The organism is Paraburkholderia strydomiana, from assembly GCF_046030495.1.
In the GTDB taxonomy this organism is placed as follows: domain Bacteria; phylum Pseudomonadota; class Gammaproteobacteria; order Burkholderiales; family Burkholderiaceae; genus Paraburkholderia; species Paraburkholderia strydomiana_A.
In genome coordinates this window covers 555,781-576,585 of sequence record NZ_JAQQCJ010000001.1, presented here as the reverse complement: position 1 = coordinate 576,585, position 20,805 = coordinate 555,781, and the positions used below count along the sequence as shown (strand labels likewise).

General features: G+C 63.1%; 22 protein-coding genes. 6 read left to right on the top strand and 16 right to left on the bottom strand.

The window, feature by feature from the left end:
* The 12 genes from cheY to flhD all read right to left on the bottom strand — a co-directional run bounded on the left by cheY (position 1) and on the right by flhD (position 12,003).
* The gene (gene cheY, locus PQQ53_RS02610) at positions 1-396 is read right to left on the bottom strand and encodes a chemotaxis response regulator CheY (protein WP_168662462.1); all 396 of its coding nucleotides are present in this window, start codon (positions 394-396) and stop codon (positions 1-3) included.
* Positions 397-457: 61 nt separating this feature from the next.
* Positions 458-1,555 (bottom strand): protein-glutamate methylesterase/protein-glutamine glutaminase, encoded by a 1,098-nt coding sequence (locus PQQ53_RS02605; protein WP_408140163.1) that lies wholly within the window; start codon positions 1,553-1,555, stop codon positions 458-460.
* A gap of 5 nt (positions 1,556-1,560) precedes the next feature.
* Complete coding sequence (gene cheD / locus PQQ53_RS02600; protein ID WP_408140162.1) at positions 1,561-2,274, bottom strand: chemoreceptor glutamine deamidase CheD; 714 nt, start codon at positions 2,272-2,274, stop codon at positions 1,561-1,563.
* Positions 2,271-3,260: a CheR family methyltransferase gene (locus tag PQQ53_RS02595; protein ID WP_408323225.1), complete on the bottom strand. Its 990-nt coding sequence runs from the start codon at positions 3,258-3,260 to the stop codon at positions 2,271-2,273. The genes cheD and PQQ53_RS02595 overlap by 4 nt, the downstream gene beginning before the upstream one ends.
* Before the next feature lie 204 nt (positions 3,261-3,464).
* Entirely contained in the window at positions 3,465-5,354 is a 1,890-nt protein-coding gene (locus tag PQQ53_RS02590) for a methyl-accepting chemotaxis protein (RefSeq protein WP_408323224.1), read from the bottom strand.
* Positions 5,355-5,416: 62 nt separating this feature from the next.
* Complete coding sequence (locus PQQ53_RS02585) at positions 5,417-5,953, bottom strand: chemotaxis protein CheW (RefSeq protein ID WP_168662452.1); 537 nt, start codon at positions 5,951-5,953, stop codon at positions 5,417-5,419.
* 87 nt (positions 5,954-6,040) lie between these two features.
* Positions 6,041-8,398 (bottom strand): chemotaxis protein CheA, encoded by a 2,358-nt coding sequence (cheA, locus tag PQQ53_RS02580; protein ID WP_408140154.1) that lies wholly within the window; start codon positions 8,396-8,398, stop codon positions 6,041-6,043.
* 87 nt (positions 8,399-8,485) lie between these two features.
* Entirely contained in the window at positions 8,486-8,863 is a 378-nt protein-coding gene (locus tag PQQ53_RS02575; protein ID WP_408140151.1) for a response regulator, read from the bottom strand.
* Between the two features lie 85 nt (positions 8,864-8,948).
* Positions 8,949-9,956 (bottom strand): flagellar motor protein MotB, encoded by a 1,008-nt coding sequence (gene motB / locus PQQ53_RS02570; protein WP_408140149.1) that lies wholly within the window; start codon positions 9,954-9,956, stop codon positions 8,949-8,951.
* A 21-nt stretch (positions 9,957-9,977) separates the two neighbouring features.
* Positions 9,978-10,838 (bottom strand): flagellar motor stator protein MotA, encoded by an 861-nt coding sequence (gene motA, locus PQQ53_RS02565; RefSeq protein ID WP_408140147.1) that lies wholly within the window; start codon positions 10,836-10,838, stop codon positions 9,978-9,980.
* Between the two features lie 232 nt (positions 10,839-11,070).
* On the bottom strand, positions 11,071-11,631 hold the full coding sequence (gene flhC / locus PQQ53_RS02560; protein ID WP_408140144.1) for a flagellar transcriptional regulator FlhC: 561 nt from the start codon (positions 11,629-11,631) through the stop codon (positions 11,071-11,073).
* A gap of 51 nt (positions 11,632-11,682) precedes the next feature.
* Positions 11,683-12,003, bottom strand: a complete 321-nt coding sequence (flhD, locus tag PQQ53_RS02555) for a flagellar transcriptional regulator FlhD (protein WP_013589958.1) — start codon at positions 12,001-12,003, stop codon at positions 11,683-11,685.
* 731 nt (positions 12,004-12,734) lie between these two features.
* Here flhD and PQQ53_RS02550 point away from each other — a divergent pair.
* Entirely contained in the window at positions 12,735-13,799 is a 1,065-nt protein-coding gene (locus PQQ53_RS02550) for a glycosyltransferase family 4 protein (protein WP_408323223.1), read from the top strand.
* A gap of 325 nt (positions 13,800-14,124) precedes the next feature.
* Here the strand turns inward: PQQ53_RS02550 and PQQ53_RS02545 are convergent, their stop codons facing one another.
* Entirely contained in the window at positions 14,125-14,427 is a 303-nt protein-coding gene (locus PQQ53_RS02545) for an H-NS histone family protein (protein WP_042327140.1), read from the bottom strand.
* Between the two features lie 289 nt (positions 14,428-14,716).
* Between PQQ53_RS02545 and aqpZ the strand changes: the two genes are divergently transcribed.
* The 3 genes from aqpZ to PQQ53_RS02530 all read left to right on the top strand — a co-directional run bounded on the left by aqpZ (position 14,717) and on the right by PQQ53_RS02530 (position 16,898).
* Positions 14,717-15,457, top strand: coding sequence for an aquaporin Z (gene aqpZ, locus PQQ53_RS02540; protein ID WP_408140140.1), 741 nt, complete (start codon positions 14,717-14,719; stop codon positions 15,455-15,457).
* 154 nt (positions 15,458-15,611) lie between these two features.
* Positions 15,612-16,316: a histidine phosphatase family protein gene (locus tag PQQ53_RS02535; protein WP_408140407.1), complete on the top strand. Its 705-nt coding sequence runs from the start codon at positions 15,612-15,614 to the stop codon at positions 16,314-16,316.
* Positions 16,317-16,601: 285 nt separating this feature from the next.
* Positions 16,602-16,898, top strand: a complete 297-nt coding sequence (locus tag PQQ53_RS02530; RefSeq protein ID WP_408140137.1) for a PXPV repeat protein — start codon at positions 16,602-16,604, stop codon at positions 16,896-16,898.
* Between the two features lie 127 nt (positions 16,899-17,025).
* Here PQQ53_RS02530 and PQQ53_RS02525 read toward each other — a convergent pair whose 3' ends face one another.
* Both PQQ53_RS02525 and PQQ53_RS02520 read right to left on the bottom strand, forming a co-directional pair.
* Entirely contained in the window at positions 17,026-17,847 is an 822-nt protein-coding gene (locus tag PQQ53_RS02525) for a Cof-type HAD-IIB family hydrolase (protein ID WP_408152771.1), read from the bottom strand.
* Positions 17,848-17,935: 88 nt separating this feature from the next.
* The gene (locus PQQ53_RS02520; protein ID WP_408323222.1) at positions 17,936-18,817 is read right to left on the bottom strand and encodes a glucosamine kinase nucleotide-binding domain-containing protein; all 882 of its coding nucleotides are present in this window, start codon (positions 18,815-18,817) and stop codon (positions 17,936-17,938) included.
* Between the two features lie 138 nt (positions 18,818-18,955).
* On the opposite strand from PQQ53_RS02520, the gene PQQ53_RS02515 reads away from it, so the two are divergent.
* Entirely contained in the window at positions 18,956-19,552 is a 597-nt protein-coding gene (locus PQQ53_RS02515) for a DNA-3-methyladenine glycosylase I (protein ID WP_408152769.1), read from the top strand.
* 430 nt (positions 19,553-19,982) lie between these two features.
* On the top strand, positions 19,983-20,408 hold the full coding sequence (locus PQQ53_RS02510; protein WP_408140129.1) for a hypothetical protein: 426 nt from the start codon (positions 19,983-19,985) through the stop codon (positions 20,406-20,408).
* 159 nt (positions 20,409-20,567) lie between these two features.
* Here PQQ53_RS02510 and rpsU read toward each other — a convergent pair whose 3' ends face one another.
* The gene (gene rpsU / locus PQQ53_RS02505; protein WP_006050883.1) at positions 20,568-20,780 is read right to left on the bottom strand and encodes a 30S ribosomal protein S21; all 213 of its coding nucleotides are present in this window, start codon (positions 20,778-20,780) and stop codon (positions 20,568-20,570) included.
* Positions 20,781-20,805: the final 25 nt, after the last annotated feature.

Sequence of the window (20,805 nt, the reverse complement as noted above, 5' to 3'; positions counted from 1 at the left end):
TCAGCTCCCGGTTTTCGCCATCTTCTCGAGAATCTTGTTGAGCTTCTCGTCGAGCGTCGCGGCCGTGAACGGCTTGACGACATAACCGCTCGCGCCGGCTTGCGCCGCCGCGATGATGTTTTCCTTCTTCGACTCGGCCGTCACCATCAGCACCGGCAGATGCGCGAGGGCGGCGTCGGCGCGAATGGCCTTGAGCATCGCGAGGCCGTCGAGGTTCGGCATGTTCCAGTCGGAGATCACGAACTCGTAGGTGCCGCCGCGCAAACGGGCGAGACCCGCCTGACCGTCTTCCGCCTCGTCGACGTTCGAGTAGCCCAGTTCCTTGAGGAGGTTGCGGACGATCCGGCGCATCGTCGGAAAGTCGTCAACTACCAGAATCTTCATTCCCTTATCCATTTCATTCCCTTTGCTTGTTCCCTGTTGCGGCGCTTGACCGCCTCGATCCATCCGCTGCGCATCATACCCGCTGAATGCGGTCGCCCATCGACGACAAACGCGCCATCACGCGCCGGCTCATTTCCGGCAGCGCTGCGATCTCGTCGGCCGCGCCGAGCGCAATCGCTTCGCGCGGCATGCCGAACACGATGCAGCTCGCTTCGTCCTGCGCGAGGGTGTACGCCCCCGCCTTTTTCATCTCCAGCAGCCCGGCGGCGCCGTCGCGACCCATCCCGGTCAGAATCACGCCGACCGCGTTCTTGCCCGCATGCTGCGCGGCCGAACGGAACAGCACGTCGACCGACGGACGATGCCGGTTGACCGGCGGCTCGTCCGACAGATGCGCGATGTAGTTCGCGCCGCTGCGCGCCAGCAACAGATGCGCGTGGCCCGGAGCGATATACGCATGGCCCGGCAGCACGCGCTCGCCGTGCTCAGCTTCTTTAACGGTAATCCGGCACAAACCATTGAGGCGTTGCGCGAAAGATTTCGTAAACCCCGGCGGCATGTGCTGAGCGATCAGCACGGCGGGCGCGTCCGGCGGCAGCGGCACCAGCACCTCGCGGATCGCTTCGGTGCCGCCCGTCGATGCGCCGACGATGATCAGCTTCTCGGTACTGAGCAACGGATTGTTGAAGAGCGGCGCGGCGCCGTCCGGCGCATGCGCGGCGTGTGCGGCATGCGCGGCCGCATGCTGCGCCGGCGCGGCCTGGCGCACGCGCGCACGGGCTGCCGCGCGAATCTTGTCGGCGAGCTTTTCCGAGTAGTCGAGCATGCCGTCGCGAATCCCGACCTTCGGCTTGGTGACGAAATCGACCGCGCCCAGTTCCAGCGCGCGCAGCGTGATTTCGTTGCCGCGCTCGGTCAGCGACGATACCATCACGACCGGCATCGGCCGCAAACGCATCAGCTTCTCGAGGAAGTCGAGCCCGTCCATGCGTGGCATTTCGACGTCGAGCGTCAGCACGTCCGGGTTGTGCTGCTTGATGAGTTCGCGCGCGACCAACGGGTCGGGTGCGGTCGCGACGACGGTCATGTCCGGCTGGCTGTTGATGATTTCGGTCATCAGGCTGCGGATCAGCGCCGAATCGTCGACGCACAGTACTTTGATCTTTTGCACAGCGCTCACGCCTCCTCTGTGGTTCTGGCGTTGTTTGAATTAATCGGTCGCGGGCTCGCGCCGAACAGCTCGATGCGCGGGCGCGCCGCGGCCGGCGCCGCGAACAGTTCGACCCGCTTGCGCGCCGCCACGAGCCGTTCGGCGCGCGCTTCGGGGCTCTGCCGCACGAGCGCGCGTTCGCGTTCGGCGACGCCCGCTTCCTGCTGCACGCGCAGTTTCTTCACCATCACCTGGCCGGTGCGCGGCATGAAGGCAACCTTGCGCGGATGCGAGCCTTGCAAATCCTCGGCGACGATGCGGATTTTTTCGGTCGCCAGATAGCGGCGCACGAATTCCGAATTACGGTCGCCGATGTTCATCGTCGTCATGCCCGCGAGCACCGCGCCGCCGCCGAACACCTTCGCTTCGAAGCGCTCGCGCCGCCCGCCCGCCTTGATCAGTTCGTTGATCAGCACTTCCATCGCGTACGCGCCGTAGCGCATCGAATCCGATGCGGCTTGCGCAACGTCCGCGCCGTCGTCGGGCAGCATGAAGTGATTCATCCCGCCGATGCCCGCCGTGCGATCCTGGATGCAGGCCGCGACGCACGAACCAAGCACGGTGACGAGCACCATGTCTTCTCCGGTGGTGTAGAACTCGTTCGGCAATAGCTTCACGCCGGGGCGCTGGAAGTGGTTGTCGTAATACAGATTCGATGCGATCGGCAGGGCGCTGCTCATGCTGCCACCCCGCTCGCCGAGTGGTGCGCGGTGTTACCCGTTGCGCTCGTCGTGCGTGACGCAGGGCGGGCGCCGCCCGCGTCGCGTGTCAATTCGTAGACGGTCTGGCCGCGCAGCCTGAATGCCTGCGTCACGTACGTGAAGTTTTCCGAGTGCCCGGCGAACAGCAGGCCGCCCGCTTTCATCAGCGGCTCGAAGCGCGCGAGGACTTGCGCCTGGGTCGGTTTGTCGAAATAGATCATCACGTTGCGGCAGAAGATCGCGTCGAACTGCGAGCGCAACTGGTAATCGCGGTCGGTCAGGTTCAGTTGTTCGAAACGCACCAGCGCGCGCACTTCCGGGCGCACCTTCACCATTCCCGCATGCGCGCCGGTGCCTTTGAGGAAGAAGCGCTTGAGCCGCTCGGGCGACAGATGCTTCACCTGGTCGAACTGGTACACGCCGGCTTCGGCTTTCGCGAGCACCTGGGTATCGATGTCGGTGGCGAGCACCGACGCCTGGCGCGCGCCGCTTTCGCCGAGCGCTTCGATCAGCGTCATCGCGATCGAATACGGCTCTTCACCGGTCGACGCCGCCGAGCACCACACGGAAACCGGCTGTGCGCGACCCGGCACGAAGTCGGCGAGAATCGGAAAGTGATGCGCTTCGCGGAAGAACGCCGTGAGATTGGTGGTCAGCGCATTGGTGAACGCTTCCCACTCGGCAGGATCGTTTTCCGCTTCGAGCAGATCGAGATATTGCTTGAAGGTGTCGAGGCCGCGCGCGCGCAAGCGGCGCGCGAGGCGGCTGTACGCCATGTCGCGTTTGTGATCCGACAGCGAAATGCCCGCGCTGCGGTGAATCAGTTCGCGGATGCGAGCGAAATCCGCCGACGTGAATTCGAAGTCTCGTGCCTGTTCGCTCGACCTGCCCGACTCCGCCCGATCGGGCGTGACCCGTTCGGGACTCGCCCGTCCTGGTCGTTGTTGTGCGCGCGTTGCCATCATGTCAATTCCTGCCTGCGATACGAGCCATTCCGCTTGCCACCCGATGAAAACGTCAGGGCAGAAACAGTTGTGTTCGCGGGGTCGCGCCCGCCCGCGAGTTTTGCCAACACGCAGTCGGCCCGCGACACGCTGAACCAGCGTGCTTCGATGATTCGCCCATCAACGGACGAGATGCCGAATGACCGCATGTCTTTGTGCCACGTCCTAAAACGTTTCCCAATCCGCGTCCGCGCCTGCCGCGGCAGGGCTTGCCGGAGCCGGACGTGCAGCGGCGCGGGCCGTCGTCTTCGGCTTGAGCGCCGGTTCGGCGCGTGCGCCTGCGTCGTGGTTCGCTGAAGCCTGCGCGGGGTTCGCTGCCGATGCCGCAGTGCCTGCGCTTGCCGAGCTTGCCGCGTTTGCAACGCTTGATGCCGCCGGATGCGCCGCGCCATTCGCCGACGACGCTTGCGCCACGGCTTTACCCGACTGCGAGCCGACGCCGCCGTTCACACGCGCTGCCGCTTGCGGACGCACCGCCGCAGCGCCGCCGCGCGTCTGGCCGCCGGCCACCTTCCAGCCGTTCACCACCGCCTGCAGCTGACGCGTCTGGTCTTCGAGCGACGCGGCGGCCGCCGCCGCCTGCTCAACGAGCGCCGCGTTCTGCTGCGTGACTGCGTCCATCTGCACGACCGCGCGGTTGACCTGCTCGATGCCGCCCGACTGCTCTTCGGACGCCGCGCTGATTTCGCCCATGATGTCGGTCACGCGGCGCACCGCCTGCACGATCTCGTCCATCGTCGTGCCCGCGCGGCCGACCAGCGTCGAGCCGCTTTGCACCTTGTCGACCGAGTCGCCGATCAGTTCCTTGATTTCCTTCGCGGCGCTCGCGCTGCGCTGCGCGAGGCTGCGCACTTCGCCGGCCACCACCGCGAAGCCGCGGCCCTGTTCGCCGGCGCGCGCGGCTTCGACCGCCGCGTTCAGCGCGAGAATATTGGTCTGAAACGCAATGCCTTCGATCACGCCGATGATGTCGACGACCTTGTTCGAGCTGGTCGCGATGCCCTGCATCGTCGTGACGACCTGGCTCACCACGTCGCCGCCGCGCGTGGCGATGTCGGACGCGTTGACGGCGAGCTGGCTCGCCTGACGCGCGTTCTCGGCGTTCTGCCGGACGGTGCCGGTCAACTGCTCCATGCTCGATGCGGTTTCCTGCAGCGACGCGGCCTGCTGTTCGGTGCGCTGCGACAGATCGGTGTTGCCCATCGCGATTTCGCGCGCGCCGGTGTCGATCGATTCGGCGCTGCCGTGCACCGCCTTCACCATCGTCGACAGGCTCTGCTGCATCCGCTTGATGCCATCGAACAGACGGCCGATCTCATTGCGGCTGTACACCTCGATCGTCTCGGACAGATCGCCCGAGGCGATCCGCTCGAAGCAGTCCGTCGCGTCTTTCAGCGGCTGCACGATCAGCCCGCGCAGCGCGAAGCGGATGCCCACCACCAGCAGCAACGCGAACGCCGTCACCGCGACGATCAGCGTCATCATCAGCGACGCGTTGGTCTGCGCTCTCTCCTGCTGCTGCGTCACGCCTTGCTGCAATGCCTTGACGACCGCCGCCGACGCCGCGTCGTACGCGATGAACATCGGACTGATCTTCGTATCGGCGATCGCGTGATATGCGGCCATGTCGTTCGCGTTCAGCGCCGCGAACTCCGGCTCGACACCCTCGTGCATCACCGCCGTGCGCTTGGCGAGCACGTCGTCGAGCAAGGCCTGATCGATGCCGGGTTTCGGTGCGTCCAGATAGGTCTGCCAGCTCTGGTTGCCCTTCGCGAGCAGTTCCTGCGCGCGGTCGATCGCTTTCTTCGCTTCGTCCGCACTGCCCGCGGCCGACAGCGTGTTGAAGCGGTCCACCGCGAGACGCGAGCGCAACAGGTACGAGGCCGCGTCGTCGAGTGCGTGAATCGCCACCAGATCGCCGCGCGCGATGCGATCGAGCGCCTCGCTCGCGCGATTCAACGCGCTTAGCCCGAGGGCGCCGACCGTCACGGTCAGCGCAACCAGAACGACCGCCACCATCGTCAGCGACGTGCGGATCGACCACCTGTTCAGCATCTTCTCGCTCCCTTACCTATCTCTCTTTTCCGCCTGGCCGTCGTGTTCGCGCTGTGTGCCGCTTAGACGCCGAGCGTTTCGATCAGCGCCATTTCGCGGCTGGTCATCAGCTTTTCGATGTCCATCAGAATCAGCATGCGGCCGTCGACGGTGCCGAGCCCCGTGAGGTACTCGGTCGTGAGCGTCGCGCCGAATTCGGGCGCCGGCATGATCTGATCGGTGGCGAGCGTCAGCACGTCTGACACGCCGTCGACCACCATCCCGACCACGCGATGCGCGACGTTCAGGATGATCACGACCGTCTGATGGTCGTACTCGACGCGGCCCAGATGGAACTTGATGCGCATGTCGACGATCGGCACGATGATGCCGCGCAGATTGATCACGCCCTTGATGAACTCGGGCGCATTGGCGATCCGCGTGACGTTGTCGTAGCCGCGGATTTCCTGCACCTTGAGGATGTCGATGCCGTACTCTTCGGCGCCGAGCGTGAAGACGAGGAATTCCTGACCGCCGGCGTCCGCCTGCTGCGCGTGGCGGCGGCTGCTCGTACCGTTCGCGTTCGCGCCGCTCGAATTGATGGATTGGACTTCTGCCACGTTAGCCCCCAAACGGTTGGGATGAAATAAGTTGAATGAGTGTTGCGAATACTGTGTGCCGTGCGCGTTCCGCGCGCGTCACGGTCATCATGCGAGGCTCATCGCGCCGTGCGCGTTGCGTGTTTCGCGGTTCAGCGCCGCCACGTCCACGATCAGCGCGACACTGCCGTCGCCGAGAATGGTCGCGGCGGAAATGCCGTGCACCTTGCGGTAGTTCGTTTCGAGATTCTTCACGACCACCTGCTGCTGTCCCACCAGCTCGTCGATCAGCATCGCGAAGCGGCGCCCCTCGGTTTGCATGATGGTGACGATGCCTTGCGTGGGCTCCTGCTTCGCGCCTTCGACGTTGAACACTTCGTGCAAGGCGACGAGCGGCAGATATTCGCCGCGCACGCGCACCACGCGCTCGCCGTTGGCCACCGTATAGATGTCCTCGGCTTGCGGCTGGAGCGACTCCATCACGAAGTTCAGCGGCAGAATGAAAATCTCGCTGCCGACCTTCACCGACATGCCGTCGAGAATCGCCAGCGTGAGCGGCAGGACGATTCGCGTGGTGCTGCCCTTGCCGGCGTGCGAGGTGATTTCGACGTGCCCCCCCATCGACTGGATGTTGCGCTTCACCACATCCATGCCGACGCCACGGCCCGAGACGTCCGTGACCTGCTCGGCCGTCGAGAAGCCCGGCAGGAAGATCAGGTTCCAGACTTCTTCGTCGGTCATGGTTTCGCTGACCTGCATGCCCTGCTTGGCCGCCTTCGCGAGAATCTTGTCGCGGCGCAGACCCGCGCCGTCGTCGCTCACTTCGATGACGATGTTGCCGCCGTGATGCGCCGCCGACAGCACCAGTTGCCCGGTCGAATCCTTGCCCGCCGCGCGCCGCGCCTCCACGGTTTCGATGCCGTGGTCGAGACTGTTGCGCACGAGGTGCGTCAACGGATCGATGATCCGTTCGATGAGGCTCTTGTCGAGTTCGGTCGCCTGACCGAAGGTGACGAGTTCGACCTCCTTGCCGAGTTTCGCCGCCAGATCGCGCACGAGACGCGGGAAGCGGCTGAACACGTAATCCATCGGCATCATGCGGATCGACATCACCGCTTCCTGCAGATCGCGCGCGTTGCGCTCGAGCTGCGCCATGCCGTTGAAGAGGCGATCGTGCAGCGCCGGGTCGAACGTGCTGGTGGTTTCCGCGAGCATTGCCTGCGTGATCACCAGTTCGCCGACCAGGTTGATCAGCTGATCGACCTTTTCGACGCCGACGCGAATCGAGCTGCCTTCGGCGCCTGCTGCCGCAGCCGCCGGACGCGCCGCTTTGCGGTCGTGTTCGGCGGGCGCGGCCGTGCCCGACGGCGCGCTTGCCGCGAGCGCCTGGTTGGACGCCGCGGCAGATTGGGCCGCGGCGGGCGCCGCGGCTGCCGATGTTGCCGATGCCGCCGGCGCGTCGAACGGCCCTTGGGCCGCCGCCCCGGCGGACGCAGCGTTGCCGCCCGCCGGTGAGGCTGCCAGGTCCGCCTGAACCGCGTGTGCTGCCGGTGTTGCCTGTGCTGCTTGCACCGGGGTCGAGGCGACAGCGTCGGGCGTTCCAGGTTCGCCTTGCTGCATCTCGTCCGCCGGTGCGGTGCCGCGGCCGATCGAGATCTGACTTTCGTCGATCACGAAACAGCACACGGCGATGATGTCGTCGGAGGGTACGTCGGTCGCGAGCCACAGCATCAGATCGCCGCCGCTCTTGACCTGCCCGACGATGTTGCCCAGGTTGCCGAGCTCTTCGGCCAGCAGTTCCTGGTCCTTCTCACCAACGCCCCGTAGCGTAATTTTCAGATGGGGACCGGCATTGTCGGCGCTGCCGCCGACAATGCCTGCCTCCGCGGCTTGCCCGGTCTGTGCCGGTTCGCCGTCAGTCCATTCACCCGCCGCCTGCACCGCCTGTTCGACGACGTGCTCGGGCGGGGTGCCGCGTTGTACTTCTGCTGCTTGTGCTTCGACTTGTGCTGTCGCCACGGCCTGAGGCACCGCGTCGGATGAGGCATGCGCCTCGGCCGGCGCGCCGCCGAAGCGGCTCTCCGCATGCAACTGTTCGAGCTTCGCGCAAATCGCGCGGGCCACTGCCGCGTCCGGTTCGGCGCTCGCGCGATAGTCGGCGAGCTGGCCGGACAGCACGTCCTTGGTTTCGAGGAACGTGTCGATCATGTCCTTGCGCAGCACGAGTTCGTTATTGCGCGCGCGATCGAGCAGCGATTCGAGAATGTGAGTCGTCTCCGTCAGCGCGGTGAAGCCGAAGGTCGCCGCGCCGCCCTTGATCGAATGCGCCGCGCGGAAAATCGCCGCGAGGTCTTCGGGGTCCGGATGGGCGATATCGAGATTGAGCAGCAGCTGCTCCATCTGCGCGAGCAGTTCGTCCGCTTCGTCGAAGAAGGTCTGATAGAACTGAGTGATGTCGAGTGTCATGCCTGGGTCACCGCGAGAGTTCCTGTCTGGGCTTGGGCTGCCATGCCGCCGCGCCGAGCGCTTTCTATAACGTGTCTAAGGGGGCGCTTACGCCGGATCCGGCTCGTCCAACGCCGCCACCAGTTCGGTCAGCAGATCGGGGTCGAGCGGCTTTTCGATCCAGCCGGTCGCGCCCGCCGCCCGCGCCGCAGCCTTGAACGGCTCGCCCGATTCCGTCGTGAGGACGAGGATGGGCGTCGCCTGGTAAGCGGGGTTGCCGCGCAGCGCGGTAATCAGGTCGAGACCGGTTTTGCCCGGCATATACTGGTCGGTCAGCACGAGGTCGAACGACATCGCGAGGGCGTTTTCCAGCCCTTCGTCGCCGTCTGCCGCGAGCGTGACTTCGTAGCCCGCTGTCGTCAGCGTCGCGGCCAGGATTTGCCGCATCGATGCCGAATCGTCGATTGCCAGGATGTGCCTGATCATTGAAACCTCGCTGCACTTAACGCTGGGGATCGCCTCGCCGTGCGCGCCATCAGGGCGCGTGCTCCGGTGGGGCGACCGCTGTCTGTTACTGGGCCGCCGGCACCACCGCCGGCAACTTCGGTGCAACCGTCACCGGCTGCGCAAGTTTTTGCAGCAGCGGCTTGGAGCCGGCTGCGTCGTCCGACAGGGTGGTCGTGGTGGAGTCGTCATGATTGAGCGCATCCTCCGACTTCCTGTTCAACACGATGATGCTGATGCGGCGGTTTTCCGGGTCCATCGGGTCCGCCTTGTTCAGGTTCTGCGTCGACGCAAGGCCGAGCACGCGCATCACCTTCGCTTCGTCCATGCCGCCGCCGATCAGCTCGCGACGCGACGCATTCGCGCGGTCCGCGGACAGTTCCCAGTTGCTGTAGCCCTTCTCGCCGCCCGCGTACTGCGCGGCGTCGGTATGCCCCTGCACGATGATGCGGTTGGGCACGTCGTTCAGCGTGTGACCGATTTCGCGCAGAATGTCGCGCATGTACGGCTCCACCTGGTCTTTCGCAGTCGCGAACATCGGCCGCTTCTGCGAGTCGACGATCTCGATGCGCAGGCCGGTCAGCGTCGAGTCGATGCGGATTTGCTGCTTGAACTGGCGCAGCACCGGATTCGCTTCGATCGCGGCCATCAGCTTGACCTGCAGATCGTGCAGGCGGACCTGCTCGCGGCGCTCCAGTTCGCCCTGCAACTGCTTCATCGAGTCTTCGTTGTTATGCGAGACAGTCCGCTCGGCGCGGCTGCTCGAGCCGTCGGTGGAGCGCGTCACGCCTTGCGCGTCGGTCGAGATGTCGCGGCCGCCGCCCTTCAGGATGCTCGAATCTTCCGCGCTGCGGTCGCCGCCCCACAGCGTGATCTTCAACGGCTGGTTGAAGTAATCGGCGATGCCCCGCAACTGCACCGTGGACGCCGAACTCAGCAGCCACATCAGCAGGAAAAACGCCATCATCGCGGTCATGAAGTCCGCGTACGCGAGCTTCCACGCGCCGCCGTGGTGGCCGGCTTTCTTCGGCGCGGAGCGCTTGACGACAATGGCGCGGTCTTTGTCCTTGCTCATCGGTTCGGTTCCCGGCGCCCTTTACTTCGCCTTGACGCGGCGCACATGCTCTTCCAGCTCGGCGAACGACGGGCGTTCGGTCGAGAAGAGCACCTTGCGGCCGAACTCGACGGCGATCGCCGGCGCGTAGCCGTTCAGACTCGCGAGAATCGTCACCTTGATGCACTGGAACATCTTGGTCGACTCGGTCACGCGCTGTTCGGCGACGCTCGCGAGCGGTCCGATCAAGCCGTACGAAAGCAGAATGCCGAGGAAGGTGCCGACCAGCGCCTGAGCGATCATCTCGCCGAGCACCGCGGGCGGCTTGTCGGCCGAGGCCATGGTGTGCACCACGCCCATCACCGCGGCGACGATCCCGAACGCCGGCATCGCGTCGCCGACCTTGTTCAGCGCATGCGCGGGCGCTTCACCTTCCTGGTGATGCGTTTCGATCTCCTCGTCCATCAGGCTTTCGATCTCGAACGCGTTCATGTTGCCGCCCACCATCAGGCGCAGGTAGTCGGTCAGGAACTCGATGATGTGCTTGTCGGCGAGGATCTTCGGGTACTGCGTGAAGATCGGACTCTTGCTCGGATCGTCGATGTCGGCTTCCAGCGTCAGCGTGCCTTCCTTGCGCGCCTTCGCCAGCAGGACGTAGAGGAGCGCCATCAGCTCCATGTAGACGTCCTTGTTGTACTTCGCACCCTTGAAGAGGGTCGGGATGACGCGCACCGTCGCCTTGATGGTCTTCATTCCGTTGCCGAGAATGAACGCGCCGAGACCGGCGCCGACGATCATCAGCACTTCAACGGGCTGCAGCAGCGCGCCGAGATGGCCGCCTTCCAGCGCGTAACCGCCGAAAACGGACAAAAGCGTCACGAGTGTTCCCACGAAAATCAGCACTGCCGAGCCCTCACAAAGAAGCGACGGTGACCGTCGTTAATCTGGTTTACGGCAACGGAGCAGAAAACTTTGACGGAAAAGCGGCTGGCCGCTGCGGTGTAAACCAGAGAGCTGCTCAACCGCCGCGGCAAGCGTGCGCGACGTACGGCGTGAACAGCGGAATGAGGCCGCCCGGCAAGCCCGCCGCACGGGGCGCCGGGCATGCGAGGCTCGCGGGCCAGCCGTTTGCGGCTCAAGCCTCGACAGCGGCGAGACTTTCGCGGGCCCGGGCGTCGGCGAATTTCTTTGTCTTACCCGCGCGCGACGGCGGCTGACACAGCCCGCACACGAATGCGTGCTGCGGATCGTGCGCATGCGCGACAAAATGCCCCCGGCAGCGGCAGCAGGTGGTCATCTGCAGCATGCCGGAATCGAAGAAGCGCACCAGCGTCCACGCACGCGTGAGGCTGAGCACGGGCTCGTCGTCGTGCAACTGGACGTGTTCCAGATAGAGCCGGTAGCTCTTCACGATCGACTGGATCGTCTGGCACCCGCCGTGGCCGGCCATGAAACGGTAGATGTTGTAGAACAGCGACGAGTGAAAGTTGGGCTGCCAGGTCATGAACCAGTCGGTCGAAAACGGCAGCATGCCCTTGGGCGGCGACACCCCTTTCAGTTCCTTGTACAGCTTGATGAGCCGGTCGCGCGACAGACTGGTTTCCGCCTCCAGCAATTGCAAACGCGCGCCAAGTTCAATCAGTTCGATGGCCAGGGTGATTTCCCTGACTTCGAGTACGACGCTTTTAGTGGCCATCCGCGTGCCATTCCCCTCGCCCGATCGCTTTGTGTGAGAAACGGATCGCCATCAGCCGAGTTGCTCGACCGGCTGGCTTGCCATCAGGATCGCGGAATGCGCCTGGGCCACGGCGCTCGATTTGCCTTTGTCCGCGAGCGCGGACAGAACGGCATGGTCGTCGAAACGGAAACGGCACAGCACCTGATTGGACGCCGCGAGCTTGACGGTCTGCGCCAACGACAGATTGGCGAGCACATCGGCTAGCTGGTCCGAAATCCCCATGCGAAACATGCCCATGGGCTTGTCTTCGCGCAACAGTCGCTGCGCAAGCAGGAGATAAGACAGGTTGACTTCTCTGATCTCATTGAGCATATCGCTTGTCGCGCTCATGATTCCCCCGGGGTATATCTGGCTGGTCAGGCCGTTTACGGAAACGTTTGCTCTAACGCGCGCGCTTAAACCGCACGAATTGGCTCGTTTCTGGTCTTGCGACCATTGTGTCGAAAGGGGGGGCGAACGAAAATCGGAGAGACACCCTGCCTGTTTGACGGATTAATCCGTCATTGTTGTAGGAATTTTTCCTACATGGGCGAGTGCGCGGGGAGATGGAATGGAATGATGCGGCGCCCAGCTTGGGATGCGTGATGCGCCTTGAATTTTTTGCTGAAAGCGACGTGAACTAACCGGTGAGTTCGTGTCGGCTCATGTCCCGCCCCTTTGCGGCGGTGGAAACCAATTATATGACGTTTTCACGGCTATGCAATGTGACTCGTTTAGAGGCGTCGCCGAAGCGTTCCGGCGCATCAGGCGCGCGAATTGCTTGGGTGCTTTCACCGCTATTCTGCGTTTGCTTATGCGGACCGGATCATACGTCCCGATTATGGGGACGGCCTGCCAGATGAGCTGTAACGCGCGATGTTTCGCGCTGTAACAACATTAAGCGTTTGAAAAATGACTCGAATTAGCGCAGCCGATCCCGATAATGGACGCTAAGGGATTACCCGATGCAGATTCGGAGCACCCCCGGGCGGCGGCATACCGCGCCCACCGTCCGTCTGGCATTCGCTCCTCGCTCTATTCGAGCGCCGCTGTGCGAAGCCGTTGTGAATAGGAGAAACCGCATGCGAATCGCACAAATTGCGCCGCTGTATGAAGCTGTCCCGCCGAAACTCTATGGCGGCACCGAACGTGTCGTGTCGTATCTGACCGAAGCCCTGGTCGACCTCGGCCACGATGTCACGCTGTTTGCGAGCGGCGACTCGGTCACGTCCGCGAATCTCGACGCGTGCTGGCCGCGTGCGCTGCGCCTCGATCCGACGATCCGCGACGCGCTGGCGCCGCACATCCTGATGATGGAAAAGGTGCGCAAGGTCGCGCATGAATTCGACGTGCTGCACTTTCACCTCGACTACATGCCGTTCCCGCTTTTCACGACGATGGACACGCCATTCGTGACCACGCTGCACGGCCGCCTCGACCTGCCGGAATTGCAGCCGGTGTTCGACGCGTTTTCGAATGTGCCGGTCGTGTCGATTTCCGATTCGCAGCGTTTGCCGCTGCCGCAGGCCAACTGGCTCAACACGATCTATCACGGCTTGCCGGAACAACTGCTGACGCCGCAAGCGCACAAGAAGCCGGAATACCTCGCGTTCCTCGGCCGTATCTGCCCGGAAAAGCGCGTCGATACAGCTATCAAGATCGCTGCGCAAAGCGGTTTGCCGCTGAAGATCGCCGCCAAGGTGGACAAGGTCGACCAGGAATATTTCAAGCGTGAAATCGAGCCGTTGCTGTCGATGGCGCACGTGGAATTCGTCGGTGAGATCAACGAAGCGCAGAAGCCGGAGTTTCTGTCCGGCGCCAAGGCGCTGTTGTTCCCGATCGACTGGTCGGAGCCGTTCGGCCTCGTGATGATCGAATCGATGGCATGCGGCACGCCGGTGATCGCGTTCAACCGGGGTTCGGTGCCGGAAGTGATCGACCATGGTGTGACGGGCTACATCGTCGAGGACGTGCAAGGGGCGGTGGCCGCGCTGCAGCGTCTCGATGAATTGTCGCGTACCGAAATCCGCGCGCAGTTCGAACGCCGCTTCAGTTCGAAAACGATGGCGCAGAATTATGTCGATGGCTATTCGGCGCTGATCGATGCAACGCGCCGCCCGGTATTGCGTCAGGTTGCCGTAGGCTAACACCCGTGTTTGAAACGGCTGATGCACTTTTGCGTTCAGCCGCTTTGACACCTGATCTGGTCACTTACCTGTTGCGTACATCGCTTTTCCGCACTTTCCGATTTGCCGGTCTTTGCAGGTCAATAGCAAGCAAGTCCGGCACGTGAATCGTTTGCGCAGGCGGAGAAATCTGCGTTATCCCGCTTCCTCCACAGAAAAGCCGCCCCTCAAGGGCGGCTTTTTTAATGCCCGGGATGGGTGCGCTTCCATCCCAAATTAGCGTTCGACAAATAAAACGGGACGCCGATCGACCTTCAATTGGCTTTCGGTCTCGCGACAGCGCGACTCAAACCGCGCCAATCAAAAAGCGCTCGCGATTCTTGCCGACAATCCACTTGGGCGGCTTGCCTCGCCCACTCCACGTATTGCCCGATTTCGGGTCCTGGTATTTCGCCGGCAGCGGCGCCTTCTTGGGCGGGCGTCCGCGCTTGGCGGCAACGGCAAAGCCGAGGTCTTGAGCGGTTAGACCGTATTCAGCGATCTTTTGGCGGATGTCAGCGACCACATTGTCAATTTCAGTACGCCGCGCTTCTTCTGCTTGTGCCTGCAATTTGGCGATCTGCGCCTTGAGGTCTGCATATTGAGACATTCGGTTCTCCCCTTTTTTAGAACTCATTCGACGGCAGACTAACTGTAATTATAAAAATTCGCAATGGCCAATAATACCGATTTAGGAAGTTTTCCTCTGATAATTATTAACCATTGGTGAATGATAAAACAGCATCTTTATCGACCAATAATCGGTAAAGCAAACGCTCGTCATTGACAATTCTTGACACCCGGTTTGGCGGTCTTTGCCTAGAATTGCGCGGTCAAGGCATGCACCGCAGTCAGCCGTGCGTGCTCCGGAAGCATCAATCTTTTTAGGATTACCAATCATGCAGTTGTCAAAGCGCGTTGTTGCGGAGTTGTTCGGCACTTTCTGGCTCGTGCTCGGGGGCTGTGGCAGCGCGGTCCTCGCCGCGAACTTCGCCGGCCCGGTCCACGGTCTGGGCATTGGATTCGTGGGCGTGTCGCTCGCATTCGGCCTGACGGTGCTGACCATGGCTTTTGCGATCGGTCATATTTCCGGCTGCCACCTGAATCCGGCCGTGAGCGTCGGGCTGACCGTCGCTGGCCGTTTTCCGGCTCGCGACCTGGTGCCGTACATCGCCGCGCAAGTGATCGGTGCGATTCTGGGCGCGCTGGTACTGTCGCTGATCGCCTCGGGCAAACCGGGCTTCGACCTCGTTGCCAGCGGTTTCGCCAGTAACGGCTATGGCGAGCGCTCGCCCGGCCACTATTCGCTTGCTGCGGCGTTCATCTGCGAAGTGGTGATGACCGCCTTCTTCCTGTTCGTGATTCTCGGCGCAACCGACAAGCGCGCGCCGGCCGGCTTCGCGCCGATCGCCATCGGCCTGTGCTTGACGCTGATCCACCTGATTTCGATTCCGGTCACCAACACGTCGGTCAATCCGGCGCGCTCCACCGGCCCAGCGCTGTTCGTCGGCGGCGCAGCGGTGGACCAGTTGTGGATGTTCTGGGTCGCGCCGATCCTCGGCGCTGTGATCGCGGGCGTGATCTATCCGTTGATCGCCGAGAGCCGAAGCGGCAATGCGCAGCAAATGGCGCTCGACTGAACGACCAGCTCGTTTATCGACCGAGTCAAAGCGGGCGCTACGGCGCCCGCTTTGTATTGGTGCAAGCGTGACGCGCTGGGCTGTCGTCCGGCAGTGGGGGGCCATGACCGCGCTGCTAGAATCGGCCACTTCCCGGCTCGTACAGGTGCTACCGATGATTCGTTCCCGCAGATTCCTGCATCGCGCCGCACTCGTCATCGGCGGTTTGTGCGCTGGCGTGCTCGCGCTACCCCCCGCGCAGGCGGCCGACGGCAACAGCAATATCGAAACGCTGGTGTTCGTGCGACACGGCGAGAAACCCGCCCAAGGCTTCGGTCAGCTCAACTGCCAGGGCCTCAACCGTGCACTGGCCTTGCCGGCGGTGATCGCCGCCAAGTTCGGCAAACCGGATGCGATCTATGCGCCCGACCCCGGCCAGCAAAAAGACGACAACGGCCATCCTTATTACTATATTCGTCCGCTGGCGACGATCGAGCCGACCGCCATTCAATTCCAGATGCCGGTACAAACGCCGTACGGCTTTGCGCAGATCGACCAGCTCGGCACTGCGCTCGTCAATCCGGCCAACCGGAACAAGCTGATCGTCGTGGCGTGGGAGCACAAACTCATCGTGAAGCTATTGCGCCAGATGGTGAGCGCACACGGCGGCAATGCCGCGGACGTTCCAAACTGGGAAAGCGGCGATTTCGACAGTATTTATGTCGTTCGCCTCGACTGGCAAAACGGCACAGCGCGCGCCAGTTTCAAGCGTGACCGCCAGGGGCTGGACGGACGCGCGACCGATTGTCCTTGCGCGGCATTGCCGGGGACGCCCTCGGCAGCGGCATCCGCTGCGGTTTCCACGAATGCGGCAGATTAAATGGGTAATACAGATGTAAGCCGCGATTACGCCTGGCTCGGCCCGAATTGAATCGAGCGCAGTACAGTTCGTAATCCGGCATGGTTCGATAAGCCGAAAACGCTTATTCGGCGGGCTGTCGGGCGACCTGCACCGCATGCGTCATCTAATCCAATGCCGCGTTTCACTCCCCTCAAACACTGCGACGATGCTTTCAGTCCGTAACATCTCGTCGCAGTCCCGTCCGGGCGGAATGCGTACATTGGTCCTGTGCGACAAACATACGTCGCTTCACAGGAGAACAACATGAAACGCATCGTCACTCATTTGCTGGTTGCTGCCGGACTCGCGGCGGGCGTATGCGGTGTCGCGCAAGCGCATACGAATCTGAATATCGGCCTGTCGCTCGGCGCACCGGTTTATGCACAGCCCGCCCGCGTCTATGCGGCGCCGCAGCCGGTGTACTACGGCGGCTGGAATCATCGGTATGACCGCGGCGACTATTATCGCGGCGACCATCGGTATGACCGCGGCTGGGGCCACGACAATCGCCACTGGGGCCACGATAACAGGGACGATCGCCGAGGCGGCTGGCGCGATTGATCTGCGCGCGAGGAACGGCTGAGCATCACTAGCCTTGATTTGGCCTGCCGCGCCGCTGGTAGACAGGCCTCACGCGCGACCCCGGCCCGCATTCACGAAGGTGAATGCGGGCCGGGGTCCATTGGAATCAGGACATCAGCTCGTCGTTGAGTGAGAAGAGCTTGCGCAAGTGGTGCGCGACGCCTGCTTCGAAGTTGTTGCCGATGCGCGGCACGTTCGGCAGACGCGCCATGAGATCGGGATTGGCGTTGTTCATCATGAACGGATGGCCGGCCGTTTCCAGCAAGTCGATGTCGTTCATGTTGTCGCCGAATGCCACGCACTGCGCCGCGTCCACGCTAAGCCGCTCGAGCACGATCTGCAACGCGCGTCCCTTCGACACGTTCGATGTCATCACTTCCAGACAGTCCGGCAGCGAGTAAGTCACGTACAGGTCGTCGCCGAATTCGCGTGCGAGATTCTCCGCGACGTGCGCGAGATCGGCAGGCTCGCCGATATAGAGCGCCTTCGCGATATCGACGCCGTCGTGTTTCGGCAGATCGGTAACTTCGTAGGTGAAGCCCGAGTCCTGATGGAATTTCAGCAGATCCGGCGCGTCGCGGTCGATCAGCCACGCCTGGTCGGCGAACAGGTTGACGATCACGCGGCCATGCGCACCGGCGATTTCCGGCTGCACCAAACGTTGGACGATGGCCGGCGGCAGGTCGTCGGCGTGGATCACGGTGTTGTCCGGCGCATGAATGCGCGCGCCGTTCGACGTGATCAGATACGGACTGATGCCCAGCAAGTCGCGGATACCCGCGACGTCACAATAATGGCGCCCCGTTGCGATCACGAACCGCAGCCCGTCGCTTTCCAGTTTGCGCACGGTGGCGACGGTGAACGGGTCCACCTGATGGTCGGCGTTGAGCAGCGTGCCGTCGAGATCAGTGGCGATGACTTTGTACATGGTATGAGCGGTCGAGGCAGCGTCGAAGTGCGTATTTTACCGTTACCTGTCGCGCATGCAGGATCGCGGCTGCCATCTCCCGCGACGCTCAGCCGGCAAGACGTACCGCTTCGCGTTGCGCCAGCTGCAATCCACCGTGCGCCGAGTCAGCCAGCGGCTCGCGCAAACGCGCCTCGTAGACCTGCGGCACATACTCGCGCAACGGCGCGCCGAGCCCGCCGCACAGTGCCACCGGCAGGGTTCCCGAGGCGTCCAGCGCGGCAATCATCTTGCCCACTTCGACGCCGGCCTCGCCGAGCCATCGCGCCGCGAACGGATGCGTGCGATGCTCGAACGCAACCGGCGCAAGCTTCGCATAAGCAGTCTGATTGGCTGCGCAGAGCCAGACGACGAGACCGTCGCGGTCCTGCGCTCCGGTGCAGGCAAGCAGCGCCCGCGCGAGGTCGTCGTTGGGCACGCGGCCGTCGAGCACCTGCTGCGCGTGTACGATGAGCCGCAGTCCAAGCCACGCGCCGCTCGCTTCGTCGCCCGATGGGTAGCCGTAACCGCTGGCGACGAGAAATTTGCCGTCGGCGGCCAGCGAAGCCGCCACGCTGCCGGTGCCAAGCGCTACGATCACGCCGGGCGAGCCTCCGTGCGCGCCGAGCAGTGTCGTATAAGAATCCTGCTCCACCGCGAGTCCGGCGACCTCCGGCGCTTGCGCACGAAACTCGGCCAGCCAGTCACGATTGTTGACGCCCGCCAACCCGCAGCCGAGCACGCAGCGCGACCAGTCCAAAGTCTTGCCCGCGCGCTTGAATGCTTCGCCGCAGGCGGCCTCGATAGCCTGCCATGCCCGCTCGATGCCGAGCCCCAAACCCGACGGCCCACTTACCGCCTGCGCGAGTTCGCGCCCCTGCGCGTCGCCGAGCACCACACGCGTACCGGTGCCGCCGCCGTCAATGCCGATCAGAAAGAAGTCCTGGTTCATCGAGTCGATTGAGTTCCGTGAGTGAATAGCGCATAGCGTGGCAGGTCATTTTCAATCCCGCAATCGGCCGAATGGCCAGCTTGCGATGCGCACCGCTTCAGCTATGCTGGCGGGCGACATCACAACGGGAGCGCGACAGTGACACAGCGATGCAACTGGGTATCGAGCGAAGCGCTCGCACACTACCACGACACCGAATGGGGCGTGCCTTCGCGTGACGATCGGCATCTGTTCGAGATGCTCGTGCTGGAAGGCGCTCAGGCGGGCTTGTCATGGTCGACCATTCTCAACAAGCGGGCCGGTTATCGCCGCGCGTTCGCCGACTTCGATATCGACGAAGTGGCGCGCTTTACGCCGAAACACGTAGATAAGCTGGTGACGGACGAAAGCATCGTGCGTCACCGCGGCAAGATAGAAGCGGCCATCAGCAACGCACGCGCCGTGCAGCAGATTCAGGTTGAGCACGGCTCGCTCGCCAACTTCGTCTGGTCGTTCGTCGACCAGACGCCGATCCAGAACGATTGGACCTCGTACCAGCATGCACCCGCGTCGACAGAAGTGTCGGACGCGCTGAGTAAGGGGCTCAAGCGCTACGGCTGCAAGTTCGTCGGCTCGACGATCTGTTACGCGTTCATGCAGGCGGTCGGCATGGTCAACGACCACGAGACGAATTGCATGTGCCGGGCGCGATGCGTCGCGCTCGGCAAGAAGGGGCGTAATCGTAAGGCGGTTTGAGCCGGCCACGGTGGACCGGTGCCATCCCCGTTGAGGTCGCGAGGGTCGCCTAGTGCCGCGGCTCTAACAAAGGAAAGCCGTTTAGGGAAACCCCCGAGCACAGCCGCGTCTCGCGCGGCGTTTGCCCCGCCGGCGCGAGGCCGCAGGGACGACGACTGCGTGCGGCACCCCGTCAGGACACCCTTCGACAACCTATCCGGCAAAGCCCGACTGCGCTTCCGACGCATCTCGACCGTTATACGGTTTATGAGCGGTGATGAGCGCTGCGGAGGTGACAGCCGCGATCCCGCGCAGGACACGTCGTGTCGAAAGCGGGAATTGAGGGCATTTCGCCGTGCTCGTCCGGACTTCGCCAACTGGCGCGCGCCGGATACTACTGCTCATGCGCCAAACAACGAATAACCGCTGCGGCACGCGCTGGAGACCAACCATGAAAACGCTTAACTTCCTGACGCACCAGGACATTTTCGATCAGGCCGTGGCCCATCTGTTCGACCAGAAACGTGCCGCGTTGCTGCCGCGCGGCGGCGGGGCTTATCGCGGTTATTGCGGCGGCTGCCCGGTCGGCAGTTTTATCAGGCCGCGCGACTACATGACCGCGATGGAAGGCGTTCCAGTGCGCTTTATCGGCAAAACGCCCAGCGAGATGCCTGCTTACATGGACGTCGGCGTCTGCGCGCTGAAAAAGGCGCTTCAGCGTGCGCGCATCAACGTGTACGACCAGGCCACCGTCGATCTGCTCAGCTGCCTGCAGAACGTGCACGATGTATTCGGCACATGGGAATGGCGCGAACGACTGAGCTCGATTGCCCGTCAGTTCAGTCTGTCCGCCGAGCGGCTGAAGAACGCCGCATAACGGGTGCGATGGCGTTGGCAAGGCGCAGGCGCGTTTGCCGCCGGACTCACGCGCCCTATCGAACGCCCAAAAGAACGCCCAAACGGCCGTCCAAAAGCAAAACGGCGATGTGGCTTCTTTCGAAGTTCACACCGCCGTTCGGCGTACGGAAAAGCGTGCTTAGTGCAGCTTTTTCGGCAGCATCTGGCTGCGCAGGCGCTTGTGCAGGCGCTTCACAGCAGCAGCCTTCTTACGCTTACGTGCCGTGGTCGGCTTTTCGTACGATTGGCGCTCACGCAGTTCAGCGATCAGGCCATTCTTTTCGATTGCGCGACGAAAGCGGCGAATTGCCACTTCGAACGGCTCGTTTTCCTTCAGAAGAATCGTCGTCATGTAATTCCTAACTCAATCACTTGAT